The sequence below is a fragment of the Streptomyces sp. NPDC019531 genome, assembly GCF_044903305.1.
Classification (GTDB): domain Bacteria; phylum Actinomycetota; class Actinomycetes; order Streptomycetales; family Streptomycetaceae; genus Streptomyces.
Genome location: NZ_JBJDQL010000026.1, coordinates 116,625 through 134,487 on the forward strand (window position 1 = coordinate 116,625; position 17,863 = coordinate 134,487).

Genomic DNA, 17,863 nt, shown 5'->3' on the forward strand with positions numbered 1-17,863 from the left:
CGGATGTGGCAGGGGACACGGTGGCCGAGACTCGGGCCATGAGTGACACACCCGTCAAGCAGCAGAGCACGGCCGCCTTCCACGGACAGGCCGTCGCGTCCTTCGCCGTGGCCATGGCCGCCACGGCGATCGGGATCTTCCGGCTGAACGCCGACGCCTGGGTGCGAGGCTTCCTCGCGATCGCCGTCCTGTACCTCGTCACCTCCGCCTTCACGCTGGCCAAGGTCATCCGTGACCGCCAGGAGGCCGGCCAGATCGTCAGCCGCGTCGACCAGGCCCGCCTGGAGAAGCTGCTCGCCGAACACGACCCCTTCGAGAAGCTCTGACCTGGCCCGACGCCGGCAGGCTCCGGTTCGAGAGGTGGAGTGGCGGGTGACGTTCGCCTCCGGGCGGCTGCGACCACGTGCGTCCCGAGCGGCGCCAGTTCGTGGCGAAGGAGGAATGGGCGCGTACCGCCGGAGCCACCGCTACGAGGGGGCCTCCGAGACCACGGCCCGCGAAGCCACCTGGGACTCCACCCGGCGCGGCGGCCGTACGACGGTCGTCGGTATCGGCGGCAAGGACCAGCAGGTCACCTTCAACACGCTGGAGATCATCACCCTCGGGGCTGGGTCTCCGCCTCGGAGACGGGGGCGCGTCTCCGCGTCGGGCGGCACCGACTGCACCTGCCGTACGAAGGGGACGGGCCGTACCTCGCTCCGAGGGACTCCGGCCACGCCTGCGCTGCGAGCGGCTGACTGCGCCTCCGTTCCGTCGTCCCTGTCGGGTGCCGTCGGCGCTGTTTGGGGCCCTGGGCGTCTCTTTTTCCGGCGCCGCCCGCGCCCGTCTCCGGCGGTCGGCCCCGCCGCTCCCCATCGGCCCACCGCGCGGCTCTGCCCCCGGCCCGGTCCCGGCTGAGCGGGGAGTCTAAGCGCTCGCTCAGGTTCGGCGGTATGGTGGTGCTTCTGACAGTGGAGAGGGGCGTGCGATGAGTACGGCGGAGGAGACGGCCGGCGGCGAGACGTCGGCGTGGGGCGAGGTCACGCCCGACGCGGCGCGGCGGCTGCTCGTCGCCGCGGTGGAGGCGTTCGCCGAGCGCGGCTACCACGCCACCACGACCCGCGACATCGCGGGCCGGGCCGGCATGAGCCCGGCCGCGCTCTACATCCACTACAAGACCAAGGAGGAGCTGCTCCACCGCATCAGCCGGATCGGGCACGCGAAGGCCCTGGAGATCCTCCAGGTCGCGGCCCGCCGTGAGGGCACCGCGACCGAGCGGCTCGCGGACGCCGTGAGCTCCTTCGTCCGGTGGCACGCGGGCGGCCGTACCACCGCCCGGGTCGTCCAGTACGAACTCGACTCCCTCGGCCCCGACGCCCGCGCCGAGATCCTCGCGCTGCGCCGCCAGTGCGACGCCGAGGTGCGCGGGATCATCGAGGACGGTGTGGCCTCCGGCGAGTTCGACGTGCTGGACGTCAAGGGCACCACCCTCGCCGTCATGTCCCTCTGCATCGACGTGGCCCGCTGGTTCAACGTCGACGGCCCCTGGACACCCGACGAGGTCGGCGCACTCGACGCCGACCTCGTGCTGCGGATGGTGGGGGCGGCGAAGTAGCCGCTCAGAGGTAGTAGCGGGAGACCGACTCGGCCACGCACACCGGCTTGTCCCCGCCCTCGCGCTCCACGCTGAAGGCGACGGTGACCTGGACGCCGCCCGCCACGTCGTCGACGGCCTTGATCGTGGCGGTGGCGCGCAGACGGGAGCCGACGGGTACGGGCGCGGGGAAACGCACCTTGTTCGTCCCGTAGTTGACGCCCATCTTCACGCCCTCGACCTTGAGCAGCTGCGGGCCGAAGAGCGGCAGCAGGGAGAGGGTGAGATAGCCGTGCGCGATGGTGGTGCCGAAGGGGCCCGCCGCGGCCTTCTCCGGGTCGACGTGGATCCACTGGTGGTCACCCGTGGCCTCTGCGAACAGGTCGATGCGCTTCTGGTCGACCTCCAGCCAGTCGGTGTACCCCAACTGCTCGCCCACCGCCGCCTTCAGATCGTCGGCGCCCGTGAAGATCCTCGGCTCTGCCATGTCCCGGCCTCCTCGCCATGTAATGTCTAAGCGACTGCTTAGCATGGTCGGCCGGGAAGTCCATGTCAACGGACGGCGGGTGGTGGCGGGCCCACGGCGACGGGGGCTGCCGGGGCCGATCGGCCCCGGGCGAGGGCATCGGTAGGGTTCGAGGGGTGCCCCAGATTCCCGAGAAGATCCATGAGCTCACGGTCGGCCAGCTCGCCGCCCGCAGCGGCGCCGCCGTCTCCGCCCTGCACTTCTACGAGTCCAAGGGTCTGATCAGCAGCCGCCGCACCGCGGGCAACCAGCGCCGCTACTCCCGTGACGCCCTGCGCCGGGTCGCGTTCGTCCGGGCCGCCCAGCGCGTCGGCATCCCGCTGGCCACGATCCGCGAGGCCCTCTCCGAACTCCCTGAGGAACGCACTCCCACCCGCGACGACTGGGCCCGCCTCTCCGAGGCCTGGCGCTCCGAACTCGACGAACGCATCAAGCAGTTGAACCGTCTCCGTGACCACCTCACCGACTGCATCGGCTGCGGCTGCCTCTCCCTCGACACCTGTGTCCTCTCCAACCCGGACGACGTCTTCGGCGACCGCATGACGGGTTCGCGCCTGATGGTGGAACGGGGAGGAGGCCGGCGCAACGGCGGTTGCGGGCCGGGGTGAAAGGAGAGAGGGCGACGGAAACCGCTGGTGTCCGCCGGCCGGCGCCTGGTGTCGTCGCGATCTTCGGCCGGTGGCGACAACGCGACCGGAGTCCTGACGGGATCAACTCCCATGGTGGTACCGGCACTTGACGCCGCCCTCGCCGACATCGACACGGTCTTCAACGGTTGCACAAGCCCGGGCGAGCGGGCCTGCGGGGTCTGTCATCTCCCCGAGGAGGCCGCGTACCTGCGCACGCCGTACACCCGGGTCCCGACGGACGTGCTGCGGAGGTACACCTTCGAGGTGTCCGACCACTTCGACGACCAGGCCGCCGCGATGCGCCGCCTGCTGCCGCAGGGTGCGCGGGCGTTGGTCGCCGGGGAGATGGAACCGCTCGGCCTCGGCTTCCACGGACTCGCCGTCGTCGACTGGCGCTCCTGGCCCGCCGAGCAGTCCACCCCCGTGGAGGCGTTCCTGCTCGCCTGGTGGCGGGACGTCCTCACGATGCCGCAACCGCCGTACCGGATCGTGGAGATCTTCGAGCTGTGCGCCTCCGTCCTGCGCTCGGTCATCCCGCTGCTCGACCGCTGGCACCCGAACCCGGGCGCCGACGCGCAGCTCGCCCAGTGCGTCGACTGGTGGCTGGAGAAACTGCTCGTCGACGACTCGCCGTTCGGCTGGTTCCTCCACGGCGAGGCGGCGGCCGTGCCCGAACTGCGGTCCTGGCTCTCCCGCCACGCCCCCGACCGTCTCCGTGGCCAGGACCAGCCCCACCTGGCGATCCGCGCGGAACTCCTGGGCCTGACCTACGACGAGCGCTGGTCGCATCCGTACTGGGCCGACGCCCCGGCCACCAACTGAGCATTGGACACGGCGCGTCGGCCGTCCGGCAGGAACAGCGTGTCCTCCAGGCCCACCCGGGTCGCGAGCCCCAGGCGTCCGGCCAGCCGCAGCACCGGCCAGGCACCGCCGTCCTCGCCATGCAGCAGCACGGGGCGACCGTGGGCCGGGCCCAGCTCGGCGAGGAGCGAGTGCGCGGACGCCTCGGGTGCGTCCGTGTCCGTCACCTCCGCGAGGACACGCAGCACCTTCGGGCCGAGCGGCGACACCGCGAACCGCGCCGCCGCGTCCGTCCCCGACCAGATGCCGGCCTCCACACCGACCCCCAGGTCGAGCAACGCGGCGGCCACCTCCTCGGCACCCGGCTCATGCCAGTTGACCGAGGCGTGGTCGGGCAGCACGGTCCAGCCCCGGATACGAGCCGACCGAGCCGCGGGATGCGGTTCCGCCCAGGCGCCCGTGGTCACGCCGACCGGAACGGACACCCGGGCGCGGATCGCCTCCAGTGTCGCCGCGACCACCCGCGGCGACAGACTGTCCTGCCCGCAGGGCGTCTTGGGATGGACGTGGATGTCCGTGGCGCCCGCCGCCACGGCCTCGGCCGCCGACTCGGCCATCGCCGACGGAGTCAGCGGCACCGCCGCCCCGTCCGCGGCCCCGCGCGGGCCGTTCAGACACACCTGCACCATTCCTCGATGGTGCCAGGCGGCACCGACAAACAGGGGGTACGGCATCCCCGGCGCACCCCCGGCGCGCTCATTCGCTCTAGGCCGACACGAGCAACCGTCCGCGCCTGGCGTCCGCCAGGGCCTCGGGCGTGAGCACGGGCCGCGGTACCAGGATTCCGCACTCCGTGCAGACCGGACCCGTCGAGGGTTCGTGGTCGAGTTCGTACTTCCAGACGAGCCGCTCCCCGTCGCACGCCGGGCACACCGCACCCGGCTCGCGCTCCAGCGCGGAGATCAGCCGACGCAGCACCTCGGCCAGCGATTCATCGGGGTGCACCCGGGGGTCGTCGCACCATGCGACTCCGAAACCGCCCCAGGTCAGCCGGTGCCAGTCGTCCACACTGCCCGGCCTGCGCAACCCGTCGTGCTTCTCCTTCTTGCGTCGCTCGGCGAACTCGACCTCGTAGGCCAGCCAGACCGAACGCGCCTCCTCCAACTCCTCCAGTGCGGCCACGAGCCGCGCTGGGTCGGGGGAGCGGTCCTCCGGACCGAATCCCGCCCGGGAGCACAAGTGGTCCCAGGTCGCCCTGTGTCCGTAAGGAGCGAACCGCTCAAGGCACTTGCGCAGCGAGTAGCGCCGAAGCGCCAGATCGCACCGTGGGTCTCGCACCTGTCTCGCCAGACTCCGGAAACCGGCCATCGCCCTGCACCTCCGTCACACCTGCACCTGTACTTCGGTCACTTCGGCGTCGTCGTACGGACTTTTCGCACGACGTTGCCGAATAGACGTATCGACAAGCGATTTGGCTCCATCCGATTTCCGATGCCCTCCATAAGTCCCTGCACCCCTGCCAAAACTTGACGCATGTTCATCTTCAATCCCGGGGATACCGGCGGTAACGTCCCGGCACACCCCCGTCGGTTGGAGCAGCCATGGCACGGCGCACCTCGCGTAACCTCCTTGACAGACTGAGAACTCCCGGAAGACTCTCCGGGTTCCTGAAGTCGGCATCCATATGCGTCCTGGTTGCGGGTCTTTTGTCCCCGCTTGCTCAGTCCACCGCCACGGCTGCGGCCTCCAACGACTACTGCGGCGGCCAGTGCTCCGACATCCTGCCGCCCGGCGAGAACGGCAACGCGACCCTCGCGCAGATCCTCCTCAACCAGGCCTTCGGTACCCAGCCCGACCACGCTGAGGACCAGCTCGGCCCCTACGCCAACCTGGCCAAGGGCTACTCCACGCTCACCAATTCCACGATCAACACGTTCTTCAACGACGCGTCTTTCGGGGTCGCATCCGATCAAGTCGCCTCCACCCTGAGCCCGGCCGGCCGCAGCGACGTGACGATCGTCCGTGACAAGAAGACGGGCGTACCGCACATCACCGGTACCACCAGATACGGCACGGAGTTCGGGGCGGGCTATGCGGCCGCCCAGGACCGGCTGTGGCTCATGGACGTCTTCCGCCACGTCGGCCGCGGCCAACTGACCGCCTTCGCGGGCGGCGCCTCCTCCAACCAGGGCCTGGAGCAGGAGTTCTGGCGCAACGCGCCCTACTCCGAGGCCGACCTGCAGGCCCAGATCGACAACGCCGTCGCGAACGCCGGTACCCGCGGCCAGACGGCCCTCGCCGACGCAAACGCCTACATAGCGGGCATCAACGCCTACATCGACGCCTCCGACAGCGGCCGTTACTTCCCCGGCGAGTACGTCCTGACCGGCCACAAGGACTCCGTCACCAACGCCGGCACCATCGACCACTTCAAGCTCACCGACCTGGTCGCGCTGGCCTCCGTCATCGGCGCCCTCTTCGGCTCCGGGGGCGGCGGCGAGGTCAACAACGCGATCTCGCTGCTCGCCGCGCAGGAGCAGTACGGCGTGACGAAGGGCACGGAGGTCTGGGAGTCCTTCCGTGAGCGCAACGACCCCGAGGCCGCCCTCACCGTCCACAACGGCGAGAGCTTCCCGTACGCCACCAAGCCCGCCGACGCCCAGGGCGAGGCGCTGCCGGACGCCGGTACGGTGAGCACCGAGCCGCTGGTCTACGACGCCACGGGCACCGGCGCCGACCAGAGCGCCTCGGAAGCCTCCGCCACGGCGACCGCGAACGCCCTGACCTCGGCCAGGCGCGGTATGTCCAACGCCCTTGTGGTGAGCGGCAAGTACACCGCCAGCGGCCACCCGGTCGCCGTCTTCGGCCCGCAGACCGGCTACTTCGCACCCCAGCTGCTCATGCTCCAGGAGATCCAGGGCCCGGGCATCAGCGCCCGCGGCGCCTCCTTCGCGGGCCTGAGCATGTACGTCGAGCTCGGCCGCGGCCAGGACTACGCGTGGTCCGCCACGACCTCCGGCCAGGACATCATCGACACCTACGCCGTCGAGCTGTGCCAGGACGACTACCACTACCTGTACCACGGCACCTGTACGGCCATGGAGAAGATCGAGCAGAAGAACTCCTGGACCCCGACCACGGCCGACGGCACCGCCGCTGGGTCGTACACGATGAGAGTCTGGAAGACGAAGTACGGCCCCGTCGAGTACCGCGCGACCGTCGGCGGCAAGAAGGTCGCCTACACCACCCTGCGCTCCTCCTACATGCGCGAGGCCGACTCGATCATCGGCTTCCAGATGCTGAACGACCCGGACTACGTCAAGAGCCCGCAGACCTTCCAGAGCGCGGTGCAGCACATCAACTACACCTTCAACTGGTTCTACGCCGACTCCACGCACACCGCGTACTACAACAGCGGCGACAACCCGGTGCGGGCGAGCGGCGTCGACGCCGAGTTCCCGGTGTGGGCGCAGGCGGCGTACGACTGGAAGAACTGGGACCCGACCACCAACGCCGCCGACTACACCGCGGCCTCCGCGCACCCCAACTCCATCGACCAGGACTACTACATCTCCTGGAACAACAAGCAGGCGCTCGACTACTCGACGGCCTCCTGGGGCGACGGTTCCGTGCACCGCGGCAACCTCCTGGAGGACCGGGTGAAGAAACTGGTCGCCGCGGGCGGGGTCACCCGGGCCTCGCTGGTCAAGGCCATGGCCGACGCCTCCCTGACCGACCTGCGTGCCGAGGACGTGCTCCCGGACTTGCTGAAGGTGGTCAACAGCTCCACGGTCACCGACTCCACGGCCGCGGCCGCCGTCAGCAAGCTCCAGACGTGGCTCACCGCGGGCGGCAAGCGCACCGAGACGTCGGCGGGCTCGAAGACGTACGCCAACGCCGACGCGATCCGCATCCTGGACGCGTGGTGGCCGCTGCTGGTGCAGGCGGAGTTCTCGCCGGGCCTCGGCAGCGACCTGTACACCGCCTTCACCAGCAACCTGTCGGTCGACGAGTCCCCGTCCGCCGCACACGGCCCGACCGGCGCCCACGCGGGCAGCTCCTTCCAGTTCGGCTGGTGGAGCTATGTCGACAAGGACATCCGCGCGGTGCTCGGTGAGACCGTACAGGGACCGCTGGCGAACAAGTACTGCGGCGGCGGCACCCTCAGCGCCTGCCGGGACATCCTGATCAGCACCCTGAAGACCGCGGCCGGCAAGACCGCGGCCCAGGTCTACCCCGGCGACGACCTGTGCTCGGCGGGCGACCAGTGGTGCGCCGACTCGATCGTCCAGCGCACCCTGGGCGGCATCAAGCACTCCAACATCAGCTGGCAGAACCGACCGACCTTCCAGCAGGTGGTGGAGTTCACCTCGCACCGATAGAAGTACCGGTAGGCGTACGGCGGTTGGCGGCGGGTCAGTGGATACGGCCCGCCGCCAGCACCAGTTGGGCCAGTTCGCGGTGGACGATGTCGCTGTGGGCGCCGGAGGGCGGTCCGCCGCGCTTGACGACGGCCGCCGCGTCGACGTTCACGCAGCCCTTCACCGGCAGCTTCCTGAGGGCTTCGCCGAGCTTCAGGGACGGCGTGCCCGGGACGGCCTGCACCCCGTCGTGCCCCATCGCGCCCCACTTGGGGCCCAGCGTCCGGCCGATGTCGAAGGCCGCGACCCCTTGCGCGTCACCCGCCATGCGTGACGCCAGCGGATACAGCGTGCCGAGCGCCGAGTCATGGCTGGAGTAGCAGCAGACGAGCGGACCGTCGACCCGGTTCTGCTGTCCCTGGAGCACACCGCCTGCGCGCGTGTCGTGCGGCAGCCGCGTCGTGAACGCGTAGTGGGAGAAGGCCCCTTGGAGCAGGGTGACGGACTTGACGGTCCGCACGCCCTCCGGCAGCCCACGCAGCGCGAACGACACCAGTCGCCCGCCGAAGCTGTGCCCCACGAGGTGCACCCGCACCCCGGGCGCCGCCTTCGCCAGCTGCCCGATCACCCGGCCGAGCCCTCGCTCGCCGACGGTTCCCGCGCGCCGCTTCATCGCGTAGTACGTCCCCTGCCGCAGCAGTTCGTGCGCCCCGTCCCAGGGGTTGGGGATCGCGAACCCCTCAGCCCGGCCCGGGGATTCGAGATGCGCCAGGGCCCGCGCGAACTCCTCGCACACCGTCGTCGCGGACCCGGCGAAGATCTCCGGCTCGTCCTGCGGCACACCCTCGGCGAGGATGTCCGCCGCGAACAACGCCTGCGGCCCCGGTGGCACGACGTCCACCAGCATCCGCACCAGCCGCCCGAACTCCTCCAACTCGGCCTCTTCCCGCGGCTGCTGGTCCAGCAGCCGGGCCAACTGGTCGATCACCGTGGCCCGTCCGGGGAAGGTCTCCAGGAGCGCGTGCCGGGTGTCCTTGTCCAGCACCGGACGCGGCGGCATCTCGGCGGCCACCGAGCGCGGGAAGTCCGGGATCGGCTCGTCCGAGAACCGCATCGACGGCCATACGACCCCCACGTACCCGAGCTTCGCCGCCGGGGCGAGCTCCGGGAACGGCTCGAAGAAGCGGCTGTAGAGCCGGGTCGCCCCCGAGCGGTCGCTGTTCCAGCCGTGCGAGAAGACGACCAGGTCCTTGACCCCGCGGCTCACCACCTCCGCCAGCAGCCGGTCGCGCCGGCCGGTGTCCGGGTCCCCGTCCGCGTCGAACGTCAGCTCCCAGTACGGCGTCACACTCATCGCCGGATCCGCCATGACGGGCCCCCTAGTCCCCCGTAGTGGTGCGCATCGTCCTACTGCCGGGCGAAGTTGGCCATACGTCATGGCTCATCTGTAGAGGAGGTAATTCTTTCGAATCCGCCGGAACGCCGTCAGCTCCTCCTGCCAGCCGGCCACGACCTCGCCGGTGCTCGCACCGGCGTCGATCATCGTGCGCACCCGAGTGGAGCCGGTGAGCTTGTCGATCCAGTTGTCGGAGCGCCAGGCAAAGCCGGACCAGGTCTGCCTGGCGGTCACGAGCAGGGCGATGCCGGTGCGGACGGGGTCGTACGCGGCCTTGTCGTGGACGTGGAGCTGCACCCCGCCGATCGTCCTGCCCTGGAACTTGGAGAACGTGGGGGCGAAGTAGGCCTCCCTGAAGTGCACGCCGGGGAGGTGCAGTTCGTTCGCGGCGGCTGCCCAGCGGCCGTCGATGCCCTCGGCGCCGAGCAGTTCGAAGGGGCGGGTGGTGCCGCGACCCTCGGAGAGGTTGGTGCCCTCGAAGAGACAGGTGCCGGAGTACACGAGTGCCGTGTCGGGGGTCGGCATGTTCGGGCTCGGCGGCACCCAGGGGAGGTCCCAGACGTCGTAGAACTCGTCGCGCTTCCAGCCGGTCATCAGGACCGTGTCGAGGGGGACCGGGGCGGTGAGGAACTCGCCGTTGAAGAGACGGGCGAGTTCGGCGACGGTCATTCCGTGTGCCTGGGAGATGGGCTGCCTGCCCACGAAGGTCGCGAACTCCTTGTGCAGGACGGGCCCTTGGGCGGCGCGGCCGGTGACGGGGTTCGGGCGGTCCAGGACGACGAAGCGTTTGCCGGCGAGCTGGGCCGCCTCCATGCAGTCGTACAGGGTCCAGATGTAGGTGTAGAAGCGTGCGCCGACGTCCTGGATGTCGAAGACGATCGTGTCCACGGCGGAGGTGGTGAAGATGTCGGCGAGGGCTTGGCCGCTCTTCAGGTAGGTGTCGTAGACGGGGAGGCCCGTCGCGGGGTCGTCGTAGCGGCCCTCCGAGCCTCCTGCCTGGGCGGTGCCTCGGAAGCCGTGTTCCGGGCCGAAGACGGCGGTGAGGTTCACGCGGGGGTCGGTGTGCATCACGTCAACGATGTGGTGGACGTTGCGGGTGATGCCGGTGGGGTTGGTGACGATGCCGACGCGCTGGCCGCGGAGTTGTTCGTAGCGGGATGCGGCGAGGTTCTCGAAACCGGTTCGCCTGCGGCGCGCTGTGGCGGAGGCCGGAGGTGCGGAGGTGAGTGACGCCGTTGCCGTTGCTGCTGTCAGCAGGGTTCGTCTGGATAGGCGCATGGGGGCACCGTATGGCTCCCGCGGGTTGTGTTGAAGGTGCGGGTCGTCTGTGGCTTGTCGCGCAGGTCCCCGCGCCCCTGGGTGGGCTTCCTTCGACCTTCCTTTCAACATACCGACCGGTTAGTCTGGGCCTGCAGTCGAGCCGGAGTCGAAGGAGACCGATGGTGGGAGCCCTACAGGATGCCGGAGTGGTCGTTACCGGAGCGGGAGGTGGCATCGGGGCTGCGTTGGCCCGGCGGTTTGCTGCCGAGGGGGCTCGGGTCGTTGTCAATGATCTTGATGCCGGGCGGGCGAAGGCTGTGGCCGAGGAGATCGGGGGGATCGCCGTTGCGGGGGACGCCTCCTCGGTCGTCCCTGATGCGGTTGACGCTCTGGGCGGGACCGTCGACGTCTACTGCGCCAATGCCGGGGTTGCCTTCGGTGGCGAGTCGCTCGACGAGAACGCCTGGGCGACCTCCTGGGACGTCAACGTCATGGCGCATGTCCGGGCCGCGCACGCGCTGCTTCCGGCGTGGCTGGAGCGGGGGAGCGGGCGCTTCGTGTCGACCGTTTCCGCCGCCGGGCTGCTCACCATGATCGGGGCCGCCCCTTACGCCGTCACCAAGCACGGGGCGCTCGCCTTCGCCGAGTATTTGTCGCTGACGTACCGGCACCGGGGGATCAAGGCGCACGCGATCTGTCCGCAGGGGGTCCGGACCGACATGCTCGACGCCACCGGGAGCGCGGGGGACCTGGTGCTCAGGCCAACCGCCCTGGAACCGGAGGATGTGGCCGAGGCGTTGTTCCGGGGGATCGAGGAGGATCGGTTCCTGATCCTGCCGCACCCGGAGGTCGCCGAGTACTACGAGGCGCGGGCCGCCCGGCCCGACCGGTGGCTGGCCGGGATGAACCACATCCAGCAGAAGTGGGAGGACATGCGGTGACGGAATCCGGTTACGCGGCGAAGCCCTGGGTGGCGTTGCTCAACGAGGTCCAACGGGGTCCGATCGAGCCCGTCGACTCGCTCGTGCATGCCCTGCGGCGGGCCGTCGCCGAGGCGCCGGAGCGGCCCTTCCTCGCCTACTTCGACGGACGGCTCGGCTACCGCGAGGTCGACGAGCTGAGCGATTCCGTCGCCGGGCATCTCGCCGATCGCGGCGTCGAGCGCGGGGACCGGGTGGCGATCCTGCTCCAGAACTCGCCGCTCTTCGTGCTCGCGCTGCTGGGCGCCTGGAAGGCCGGCGCGACCGTCGTGCCCGTCAAACCCCATGTACAAGTCCGGGGAGGTCGGGCATGTGCTGCGGGACGGCGAGGTGGCCGCGCTGATCTGTTCCGACCGGGCCTGGGAGACGTATCTGCGCGAGGCGACGGCCGAGTCGCCGGTGAGGATCGTCCTGACCGGGTGTGAGCTGGACTACCAGACTCGCGGCGACGCGCGCGTGCTCACCTTCGAGCGGGCACCGCAGGCCCCCGACGCCGACGACCTGGTCGCCGTCGCGCGAGCGGGGCACAAGGCGCCCGAAGGGCGGGAGCTCCGGCCGGACGACATCGCGCTGATCAGCTACACCTCCGGCACCAGCGGCACGCCCAAGGGCGCCACCAACACGCACGGCAACATCATGTACAACGCCGAGCGGCAGCGGACCGGGCTCGCGCTGCCCGAGGCACCCGTGTACTACGCGCTGGCTCCGCTGTTCCACATCACCGGGATGGTCTGTCAGCTCGGGGCGTGTCTGAACAGTGTGGGCACGCTGGTGCTGACGTACCGGTTCGAGGCGGGCGTGGTCCTGGAGGCGTTCGCGGAGCACCGGCCGCACTACACGGTCGGCCCCTCGACCGCTTTCATGGCGCTGGCCGCCCACCCGGACGTGACCCGCGAGCACTTCTCCTCCTTCGCCAACATCTCCTCCGGCGGGGCACCGCTGCCGCCCGCCCTGGTGGAGAAGTTCCGGGCCGGGTTCGGGCCGTACATCCGCAACGGCTACGGGCTGACCGAGTGCACCGCGCCCTGTGCCTCTGTGCCACCCGGGCGGGAGGCGCCCGTCGACCCCGTGTCCGGGACGCTCGCCGTGGGCGTGCCGGGGCCGGACACGGTCGTACGGATCGTCGACGAACAGGGCGCCGAGGTCCCCTTCGGCGAACAGGGCGAGATCGTCGTCCGCGGCCCCCAGGTCGTGCCCGGCTACTGGGGCCGCCCCGACGCGACCGCCGAGACCTTCCCGGGCGGTGAGCTGCGTACGGGTGACATCGGGTTCATGGACCCGCAGGGCTGGCTGTACGTCGTGGACCGCAAGAAGGACATGATCAACGCTTCCGGCTTCAAGGTGTGGCCGCGTGAGGTCGAGGACGTGCTGTACACGCATCCGGCGGTGCGCGAGGCGGCCGTCGTGGGGGTGCCCGACGGGTACCGCGGGGAGACCGTCAAGGCGTACATCAGCCTCCGTCCGGGTGCCGAAACCGACCCCGATGCGCTCGCCGCGTACTGCAAGGAGAGACTGGCCGCTTACAAATACCCGCGGCAGGTGGAGATCCTGCCCGACTTGCCGAAGACGGCCAGTGGGAAGATCCTCCGTCGGGAACTGCGTTCCCAACCGCACAACAGCGAATGACCTCTCGGAAGGCAGGTGGCGGCACAGTGCCCAGGACGACGGACGGTGACGGTACGCCCGTCCCGCAGCGGCTGCTGGCCGCCGCCACCCGACTCTTCGCCGAGCAGGGCTACGACCGCACCTCCGTGCAGGAGATCGTCGAGGCGGCCGGCGTCACCAAGGGGGCGCTGTACCACTACTTCGGCTCCAAGGACGACCTCCTGCACGAGGTGTACGCGCGCGTGCTGCGCGTTCAGCAGGAGCGCCTCGACGCGCTGGCGAACACCGACGAGCCGATCGAGAAGCGCCTTCGGGCCGTGGCCGCCGACGTCGTGGTCACCACGATCGACAACCTCGACGACGCGGCGATCTTCTTCCGCTCGATGCACCACCTGAGCCCCGAGAAGAACAAGCAGGTGCGTGCCGAGCGGCGGAAGTACCACGAGCGCTTCCGCGCGCTCATCGAGGAGGGCCAGGAGGCGGGCGTCTTCTCGACGGCGACCCCGGCCGACCTGGTGGTGGACTACCACTTCGGCTCCGTCCACCACCTGTCGACCTGGTACCGCCCGGACGGCCCGATGAGCCCGCAGGAGGTGGCCGACCACCTGGCGGACCTGTTGTTGAGGGCTCTGCGGCCGTAGGCGCCCTTGCGGGGGCTCGGACAAACCGGTCACGATGGTTCGATGGTGTCTGGGTCGGGCCCGGCGGGCCCTGGGGGAGGTTCGACCGATCCCGAGGTGTGGCAGCGCACGGTCACCCGCTGGGCCTTCGCGTTGGCGGTCCTGTCCCTGGTGCTGCTGGGGGTCGCCGTGTTGACCCTGCGCGAGGGCGATCTGGCCGCAGACCTGGTGAACACCGTGGTGGCCGGCGCCAACGTGGCCTTCGTGGTCTTCACCTGGGCCGTCTTCAAGGCCGGCCAGGAGCATATAGCACAGATGCGCACGGACTGCACCAACGCCGAGAACGCCTACTCCGAGGCGGTGAAGACTCGGCTGGACCAGTTGGCGCCGCGCGTGAGCGTCTCCTACGACAGGTGGGAGACGGCCCTGGGCGGCCGGTGCAGAGGATCCGGTGCACTGGTCCAGGCGAAATGCATGTCTATGCGTCGACTCAGCGCATTGATTGCTCGATCCTGCCCGACCACCAGGCGCGACAATGCTTCCTGTACGGATTCGGCCATGCGCATCCCCCCGGGTCGAAGACACCTTGAATGGGAGATGCGCAAAATCCAAGATGTTATCGGATAATCGTGGTCGATGGTGCAGAATTTCCGATGTTTCTACGGATGCGGCGGGGGCTGAGGTATTGCTCAGACGTACTTCTTCAGCTCGCGCCGGGCCAGCGACCGCTGGTGCACCTCGTCCGGGCCGTCCGCGATCATCAGGGTGCGGGCGCCGGCGTAGAGCTCGGCCAGCGGGAAGTCCTGGCTGACACCGCCCGCGCCGTGCAGCTGGATGGCCCGGTCGATGATGTCGACGACCGCGCGGGGCGTGGCGATCTTGATGGACTGGATCTCGGTGTGAGCGCCCCGGTTGCCGACCGTGTCCATCAGCCAGGCCGTCTTCAGCACCAGCAGCCGCAGCTGCTCCACGGTCACGCGCGCGTCGGCGATCCAGTTGTGGACCACGCCCTGCTGGGCCAGCGCCTTGCCGAACGCGTTCCGGGAGACCGCGCGGCGGCACATCAACTCGATCGCCCGCTCGGCCATGCCGATCAGCCGCATGCAGTGGTGGATACGCCCCGGGCCGAGGCGGGCCTGGGCGATGGCGAAGCCGCTGCCCTCCTCGCCGATCAGGTTGGCGGCCGGTACGCGCGCGTGGTCGAAGATCACCTCGGCGTGGCCGCCGTGGTAGTGGTCCTCGTACCCGAAGACCTTCATGGCCCGCTTGACGGTCACACCAGGGGTGTCGCGGGGGACCAGCACCATGGACTGCTGGCGGCGGATGTCCTCGCCGTCCGGGTCGGTCTTGCCCATCACGATGAAGATCTTGCAGTCCGGGTTCATCGCACCGGAGATGTACCACTTGCGGCCCGTGATGACGTATTCATCGCCGTCGCGTTCGATGTACGTCGTGATGTTGGTGGCGTCGGAGGAGGCCACCTCCGGCTCGGTCATCGCGAACGCCGAGCGGATCTCGCCGGCGAGGAGCGGCTCCAGCCACTGCTTCTTCTTCTGCTCGTCACCGAACTGGCTCAGGACTTCCATGTTTCCGGTGTCCGGTGCGGCGCAGTTCAGCGCGGTGGGGGCGAGCTGCGGGGAGCGGCCGGTGATCTCGGCGAGCGGGGCGTACTGGAGGTTGGTCAGCCCGGCGCCGTACTCGGAGTCGGGCAGGAACAGGTTCCACAGGCCCTGGCGGCGCGCCTCGGCCTTCAACTCCTCCACCACCGCCGGGGTGTCCCACGGCGAGGCCAGCCGCGCGCGCTGCTCCTCCGCGACCGCCTCGGCGGGGTAGACGTACTCGTCCATGAAGGCGAGCAGCTTGGCGCGCAGCTCCTCGGTGCGCGCGTCGAACGCGAAGTCCATGCGGTTCAGCCTTCCTGAATGCCGTCGTGAAGAGTGGTCAGACCGTGCTGGATGAAGACCGGGACCAGGTCGCCGATGCGGTCGAAGCCGCGGCCGACCGTCTGGCCCAGGGTGTAGCGGTAGTGGATGCCCTCCAGGATCACGGCGAGCTTGAACCAGGCGAACGCCGTGTACCAGGACACCGCGGAGACGTCCCGCCCGGAGCGCTCGGCGTAGCGCGCGATGAGTTCGGCCGGATCCGGGTGCCCCGCCGCCTCGGCGGTCGTGGAGACCGGGGACTCGGGCGTGCCCAGCGGCATGCTGTACATCACCAGCAGTCCGAGGTCGGTGAGCGGGTCGCCGAGGGTCGACATCTCCCAGTCGAGGATCGCCTTGATGCGGTCGTCGTCGCCCATCAGGACGTTGTCGAGCCGGTAGTCGCCGTGCACGACCGTGGCCGTGGGGGACTGGGGCAGACGGCGGCCGAGCGTCGCGTGCAGCTCGTCGATGCCGGCCAGGTCGCGGTTGCGGGAGGCGTCCAGCTGCTTGCCCCAGCGGCGCAGCTGCCGGTCCAGGAAGCCCTCGGGGCGGCCGAAGTCCGCGAGCCCTACCTCCGCCGGGTCCACCGCGTGCAGTTCGACGAGGGTGTCCACGAGGGACAGCACGGCGTCGCGGGTGCGCTGTGCGCCGAGGGGGGCGAGCTGTTCGGCGGTGCGGTACGGCGTGCCCTCGACGAACTCCATGACGTAGAACGGCGACCCGAGCACCTCCTCGTCCTCGCACAGCAGGACCGGGTTCGGCACCGGCACGCTGGTGGGGTGCAGGGCGCTGATGACCCGGTGCTCGCGCTTCATGTCGTGCGCGGTGGCGAGGACGTGGCCGAGCGGGGGCCGTCGTACGACCCACTTCGACGTGCCGTCCGAGACCGCGTACGTGAGGTTCGACCGTCCGCCCTCGATCAGGCGGCCGGTCAGGGGGCCATGCACCAGGTCGGCCCGCTCGCGGTCGAGCAGGCCGCGCAGCCGGTCGAGATCGAGTCCGGGTGGATGGTCGGGGCTCATCGGGGCTCCTTGCGCGCGCGTGGACGTAACTCGACCATCATGCCGACTGGTCGGTATGTCGTCCAGGGGTGAGGGTGAACGTGATCCGGCCCACGATAGGCCGACAGCTCCCCGCGCGGTGCGACGGGGAGCTGTCGGGGGTGCTTCTCGGCGCTTTTCGGTCAGATCAGTGGTCGTCCCAGTGGCCCTCGTGGACCGCGTGCCGGTGGCCGTCGTGGAGGTAGTCGACGTGATCACCGTGCAGGACGCTCTCGTGCCCGCAGTCCTGGCCGTGCCGGTGCTCGTGCCCCTCGTGCGACACATGTCCGCCGGGCTCGCACTCGTCCCAGTGGCCCTCGTGCGCACGGTGCAGATGCCCGTCGTGCGCGTAGTCGACGTGATCCCCGTGCGGCACCTCGGTGTGACCGCAGTCCGGGCCGTGGGTGTGCGCGTGGGAGGCGTGTTCGTGGTGGAGGGTGGTCATGGTGCTCACCTTCGAAGCGACGGGCGATGACGTCGGACAGGCTGCCACGGGTGGGGTGCATATCGGGCGATTCGGTGTGCGTGGCGCAGGGGCGCCCAGTGCGGGAGCGGGCTCCGGGCGGTGTCTGTTGACGACGGTACGGCGATGAGGGTGGCGCGTGCGCCCACCGGAGCCGTCGGCGCGGTGCACGCCGCTGGTCGGTGCCGCCCCTCCTCGGAACGGCTCGCCGGGACCGCCGGCACCGCGCTCGCCGCGACGCCCCGAACATCGGGGCTGCCCCGAGCCGCCACCTCCCGAGGGCCGACGCTGCCATGCCCTGCCGTGCCCCGTGGGCGCTTGCCTGGCGGCCCCGGCGCGCTGAGCGTTTGACCGGACGGCCTCTGCCCCCGAGCGTCCACCGGGCCGTGCCGCGCTTCCCTCTGAGCGCTTGCCTGGCGGCTCTTTTGTCTGGGCGCCTGCCTGGCCCTGCCGCGCCCCTTGAATGCTGGCCCGGAGGCCCCGGCGCCCTGAGCGTCAGACGGCCCTGCTCCCGAGCGTCGGCCGGGCCCTGTCAGGTGTCCCCGTGAGCGCTTGCCTGGGCAGCCCTTGTGCCCGAGAGTGGCCCGGCCGACCCGGCCGACCCGGCCGACCCGGCCGACCCGGCCGACCCGGCCGACCCGGCCGACCCGGCCGACCCGGCCGACCCGGCCGACCCGGCCGACCCGG

General features: G+C 70.2%; 16 protein-coding genes and 2 pseudogenes. 10 read left to right on the top strand and 8 right to left on the bottom strand.

The window, feature by feature from the left end:
• The first annotated feature begins 38 nt into the window (after window positions 1-38).
• The 3 genes and pseudogenes from ACI2L1_RS27315 to ACI2L1_RS27325 all read left to right on the top strand — a co-directional run bounded on the left by ACI2L1_RS27315 (window position 39) and on the right by ACI2L1_RS27325 (window position 1,594).
• Complete coding sequence (locus ACI2L1_RS27315) at window positions 39-326, top strand: YiaA/YiaB family inner membrane protein (protein ID WP_404742010.1); 288 nt, start codon at window positions 39-41, stop codon at window positions 324-326.
• Between the two features lie 107 nt (window positions 327-433).
• Window positions 434-606: pseudogene (locus ACI2L1_RS27320) on the top strand (alcohol dehydrogenase); the annotation flags it as partial.
• A gap of 361 nt (window positions 607-967) precedes the next feature.
• Entirely contained in the window at window positions 968-1,594 is a 627-nt protein-coding gene (locus ACI2L1_RS27325; protein WP_404742011.1) for a TetR/AcrR family transcriptional regulator, read from the top strand.
• Window positions 1,595-1,598: 4 nt separating this feature from the next.
• On the opposite strand, the gene ACI2L1_RS27330 is transcribed toward ACI2L1_RS27325, so the two are convergent.
• Complete coding sequence (locus tag ACI2L1_RS27330; protein ID WP_404742012.1) at window positions 1,599-2,060, bottom strand: MaoC family dehydratase; 462 nt, start codon at window positions 2,058-2,060, stop codon at window positions 1,599-1,601.
• Between the two features lie 155 nt (window positions 2,061-2,215).
• Here ACI2L1_RS27330 and soxR point away from each other — a divergent pair, with 155 nt between their 5' ends.
• Window positions 2,216-2,707 carry a redox-sensitive transcriptional activator SoxR gene (soxR, locus tag ACI2L1_RS27335; RefSeq protein WP_404742013.1) on the top strand — a complete coding sequence of 164 codons (492 nt, stop codon included), beginning with the start codon at window positions 2,216-2,218 and terminating at the stop codon, window positions 2,705-2,707.
• 111 nt (window positions 2,708-2,818) lie between these two features.
• Entirely contained in the window at window positions 2,819-3,550 is a 732-nt protein-coding gene (locus ACI2L1_RS27340) for a hypothetical protein (RefSeq protein ID WP_404742014.1), read from the top strand.
• On the opposite strand, the gene ACI2L1_RS27345 is transcribed toward ACI2L1_RS27340, so the two are convergent.
• Window positions 3,496-4,218 (bottom strand): 3-keto-5-aminohexanoate cleavage protein, encoded by a 723-nt coding sequence (locus tag ACI2L1_RS27345; protein ID WP_404742015.1) that lies wholly within the window; start codon window positions 4,216-4,218, stop codon window positions 3,496-3,498. The two genes, ACI2L1_RS27340 and ACI2L1_RS27345, sit on opposite strands and share 55 nt — an antisense overlap.
• 76 nt (window positions 4,219-4,294) lie before the next feature.
• Window positions 4,295-4,897 carry a hypothetical protein gene (locus ACI2L1_RS27350; RefSeq protein ID WP_404742016.1) on the bottom strand — a complete coding sequence of 201 codons (603 nt, stop codon included), beginning with the start codon at window positions 4,895-4,897 and terminating at the stop codon, window positions 4,295-4,297.
• A 233-nt stretch (window positions 4,898-5,130) separates the two neighbouring features.
• Here ACI2L1_RS27350 and ACI2L1_RS27355 point away from each other — a divergent pair, with 233 nt between their 5' ends.
• Window positions 5,131-7,911 (top strand): penicillin acylase family protein, encoded by a 2,781-nt coding sequence (locus ACI2L1_RS27355; protein WP_404742017.1) that lies wholly within the window; start codon window positions 5,131-5,133, stop codon window positions 7,909-7,911.
• Window positions 7,912-7,945: 34 nt separating this feature from the next.
• Here the strand turns inward: ACI2L1_RS27355 and ACI2L1_RS27360 are convergent, their stop codons facing one another.
• Window positions 7,946-9,259 carry a serine-threonine protein kinase gene (locus tag ACI2L1_RS27360; protein ID WP_404742018.1) on the bottom strand — a complete coding sequence of 438 codons (1,314 nt, stop codon included), beginning with the start codon at window positions 9,257-9,259 and terminating at the stop codon, window positions 7,946-7,948.
• Window positions 9,260-9,331: 72 nt separating this feature from the next.
• The gene (locus ACI2L1_RS27365) at window positions 9,332-10,564 is read right to left on the bottom strand and encodes an exo-beta-N-acetylmuramidase NamZ domain-containing protein (RefSeq protein WP_404742019.1); all 1,233 of its coding nucleotides are present in this window, start codon (window positions 10,562-10,564) and stop codon (window positions 9,332-9,334) included.
• 161 nt (window positions 10,565-10,725) lie between these two features.
• On the opposite strand from ACI2L1_RS27365, the gene ACI2L1_RS27370 reads away from it, so the two are divergent.
• From ACI2L1_RS27370 to ACI2L1_RS27385, 4 genes and pseudogenes are all read left to right on the top strand, one after another.
• Window positions 10,726-11,487 (top strand): SDR family oxidoreductase, encoded by a 762-nt coding sequence (locus ACI2L1_RS27370; protein WP_404742020.1) that lies wholly within the window; start codon window positions 10,726-10,728, stop codon window positions 11,485-11,487.
• Window positions 11,484-13,152: pseudogene (locus ACI2L1_RS27375) on the top strand (class I adenylate-forming enzyme family protein). The gene ACI2L1_RS27370 and the pseudogene ACI2L1_RS27375 overlap by 4 nt, the downstream one beginning before the upstream one ends.
• Window positions 13,153-13,178: 26 nt before the next feature.
• Entirely contained in the window at window positions 13,179-13,772 is a 594-nt protein-coding gene (locus tag ACI2L1_RS27380; protein ID WP_404742021.1) for a TetR/AcrR family transcriptional regulator, read from the top strand.
• 96 nt (window positions 13,773-13,868) lie between these two features.
• A complete protein-coding gene (locus ACI2L1_RS27385; RefSeq protein WP_404742022.1) occupies window positions 13,869-14,378 on the top strand; it encodes a hypothetical protein in 510 nt (169 codons plus the stop codon).
• 62 nt (window positions 14,379-14,440) lie between these two features.
• Here ACI2L1_RS27385 and ACI2L1_RS27390 read toward each other — a convergent pair whose 3' ends face one another.
• From ACI2L1_RS27390 to ACI2L1_RS27400, 3 genes are all read right to left on the bottom strand, one after another.
• Complete coding sequence (locus ACI2L1_RS27390) at window positions 14,441-15,655, bottom strand: acyl-CoA dehydrogenase family protein (protein WP_404742023.1); 1,215 nt, start codon at window positions 15,653-15,655, stop codon at window positions 14,441-14,443.
• Between the two features lie 5 nt (window positions 15,656-15,660).
• Window positions 15,661-16,695 (bottom strand): phosphotransferase family protein, encoded by a 1,035-nt coding sequence (locus tag ACI2L1_RS27395; protein WP_404742024.1) that lies wholly within the window; start codon window positions 16,693-16,695, stop codon window positions 15,661-15,663.
• 166 nt (window positions 16,696-16,861) lie between these two features.
• Window positions 16,862-17,158, bottom strand: a complete 297-nt coding sequence (locus ACI2L1_RS27400; protein WP_404742025.1) for a hypothetical protein — start codon at window positions 17,156-17,158, stop codon at window positions 16,862-16,864.
• Window positions 17,159-17,863: the final 705 nt, after the last annotated feature.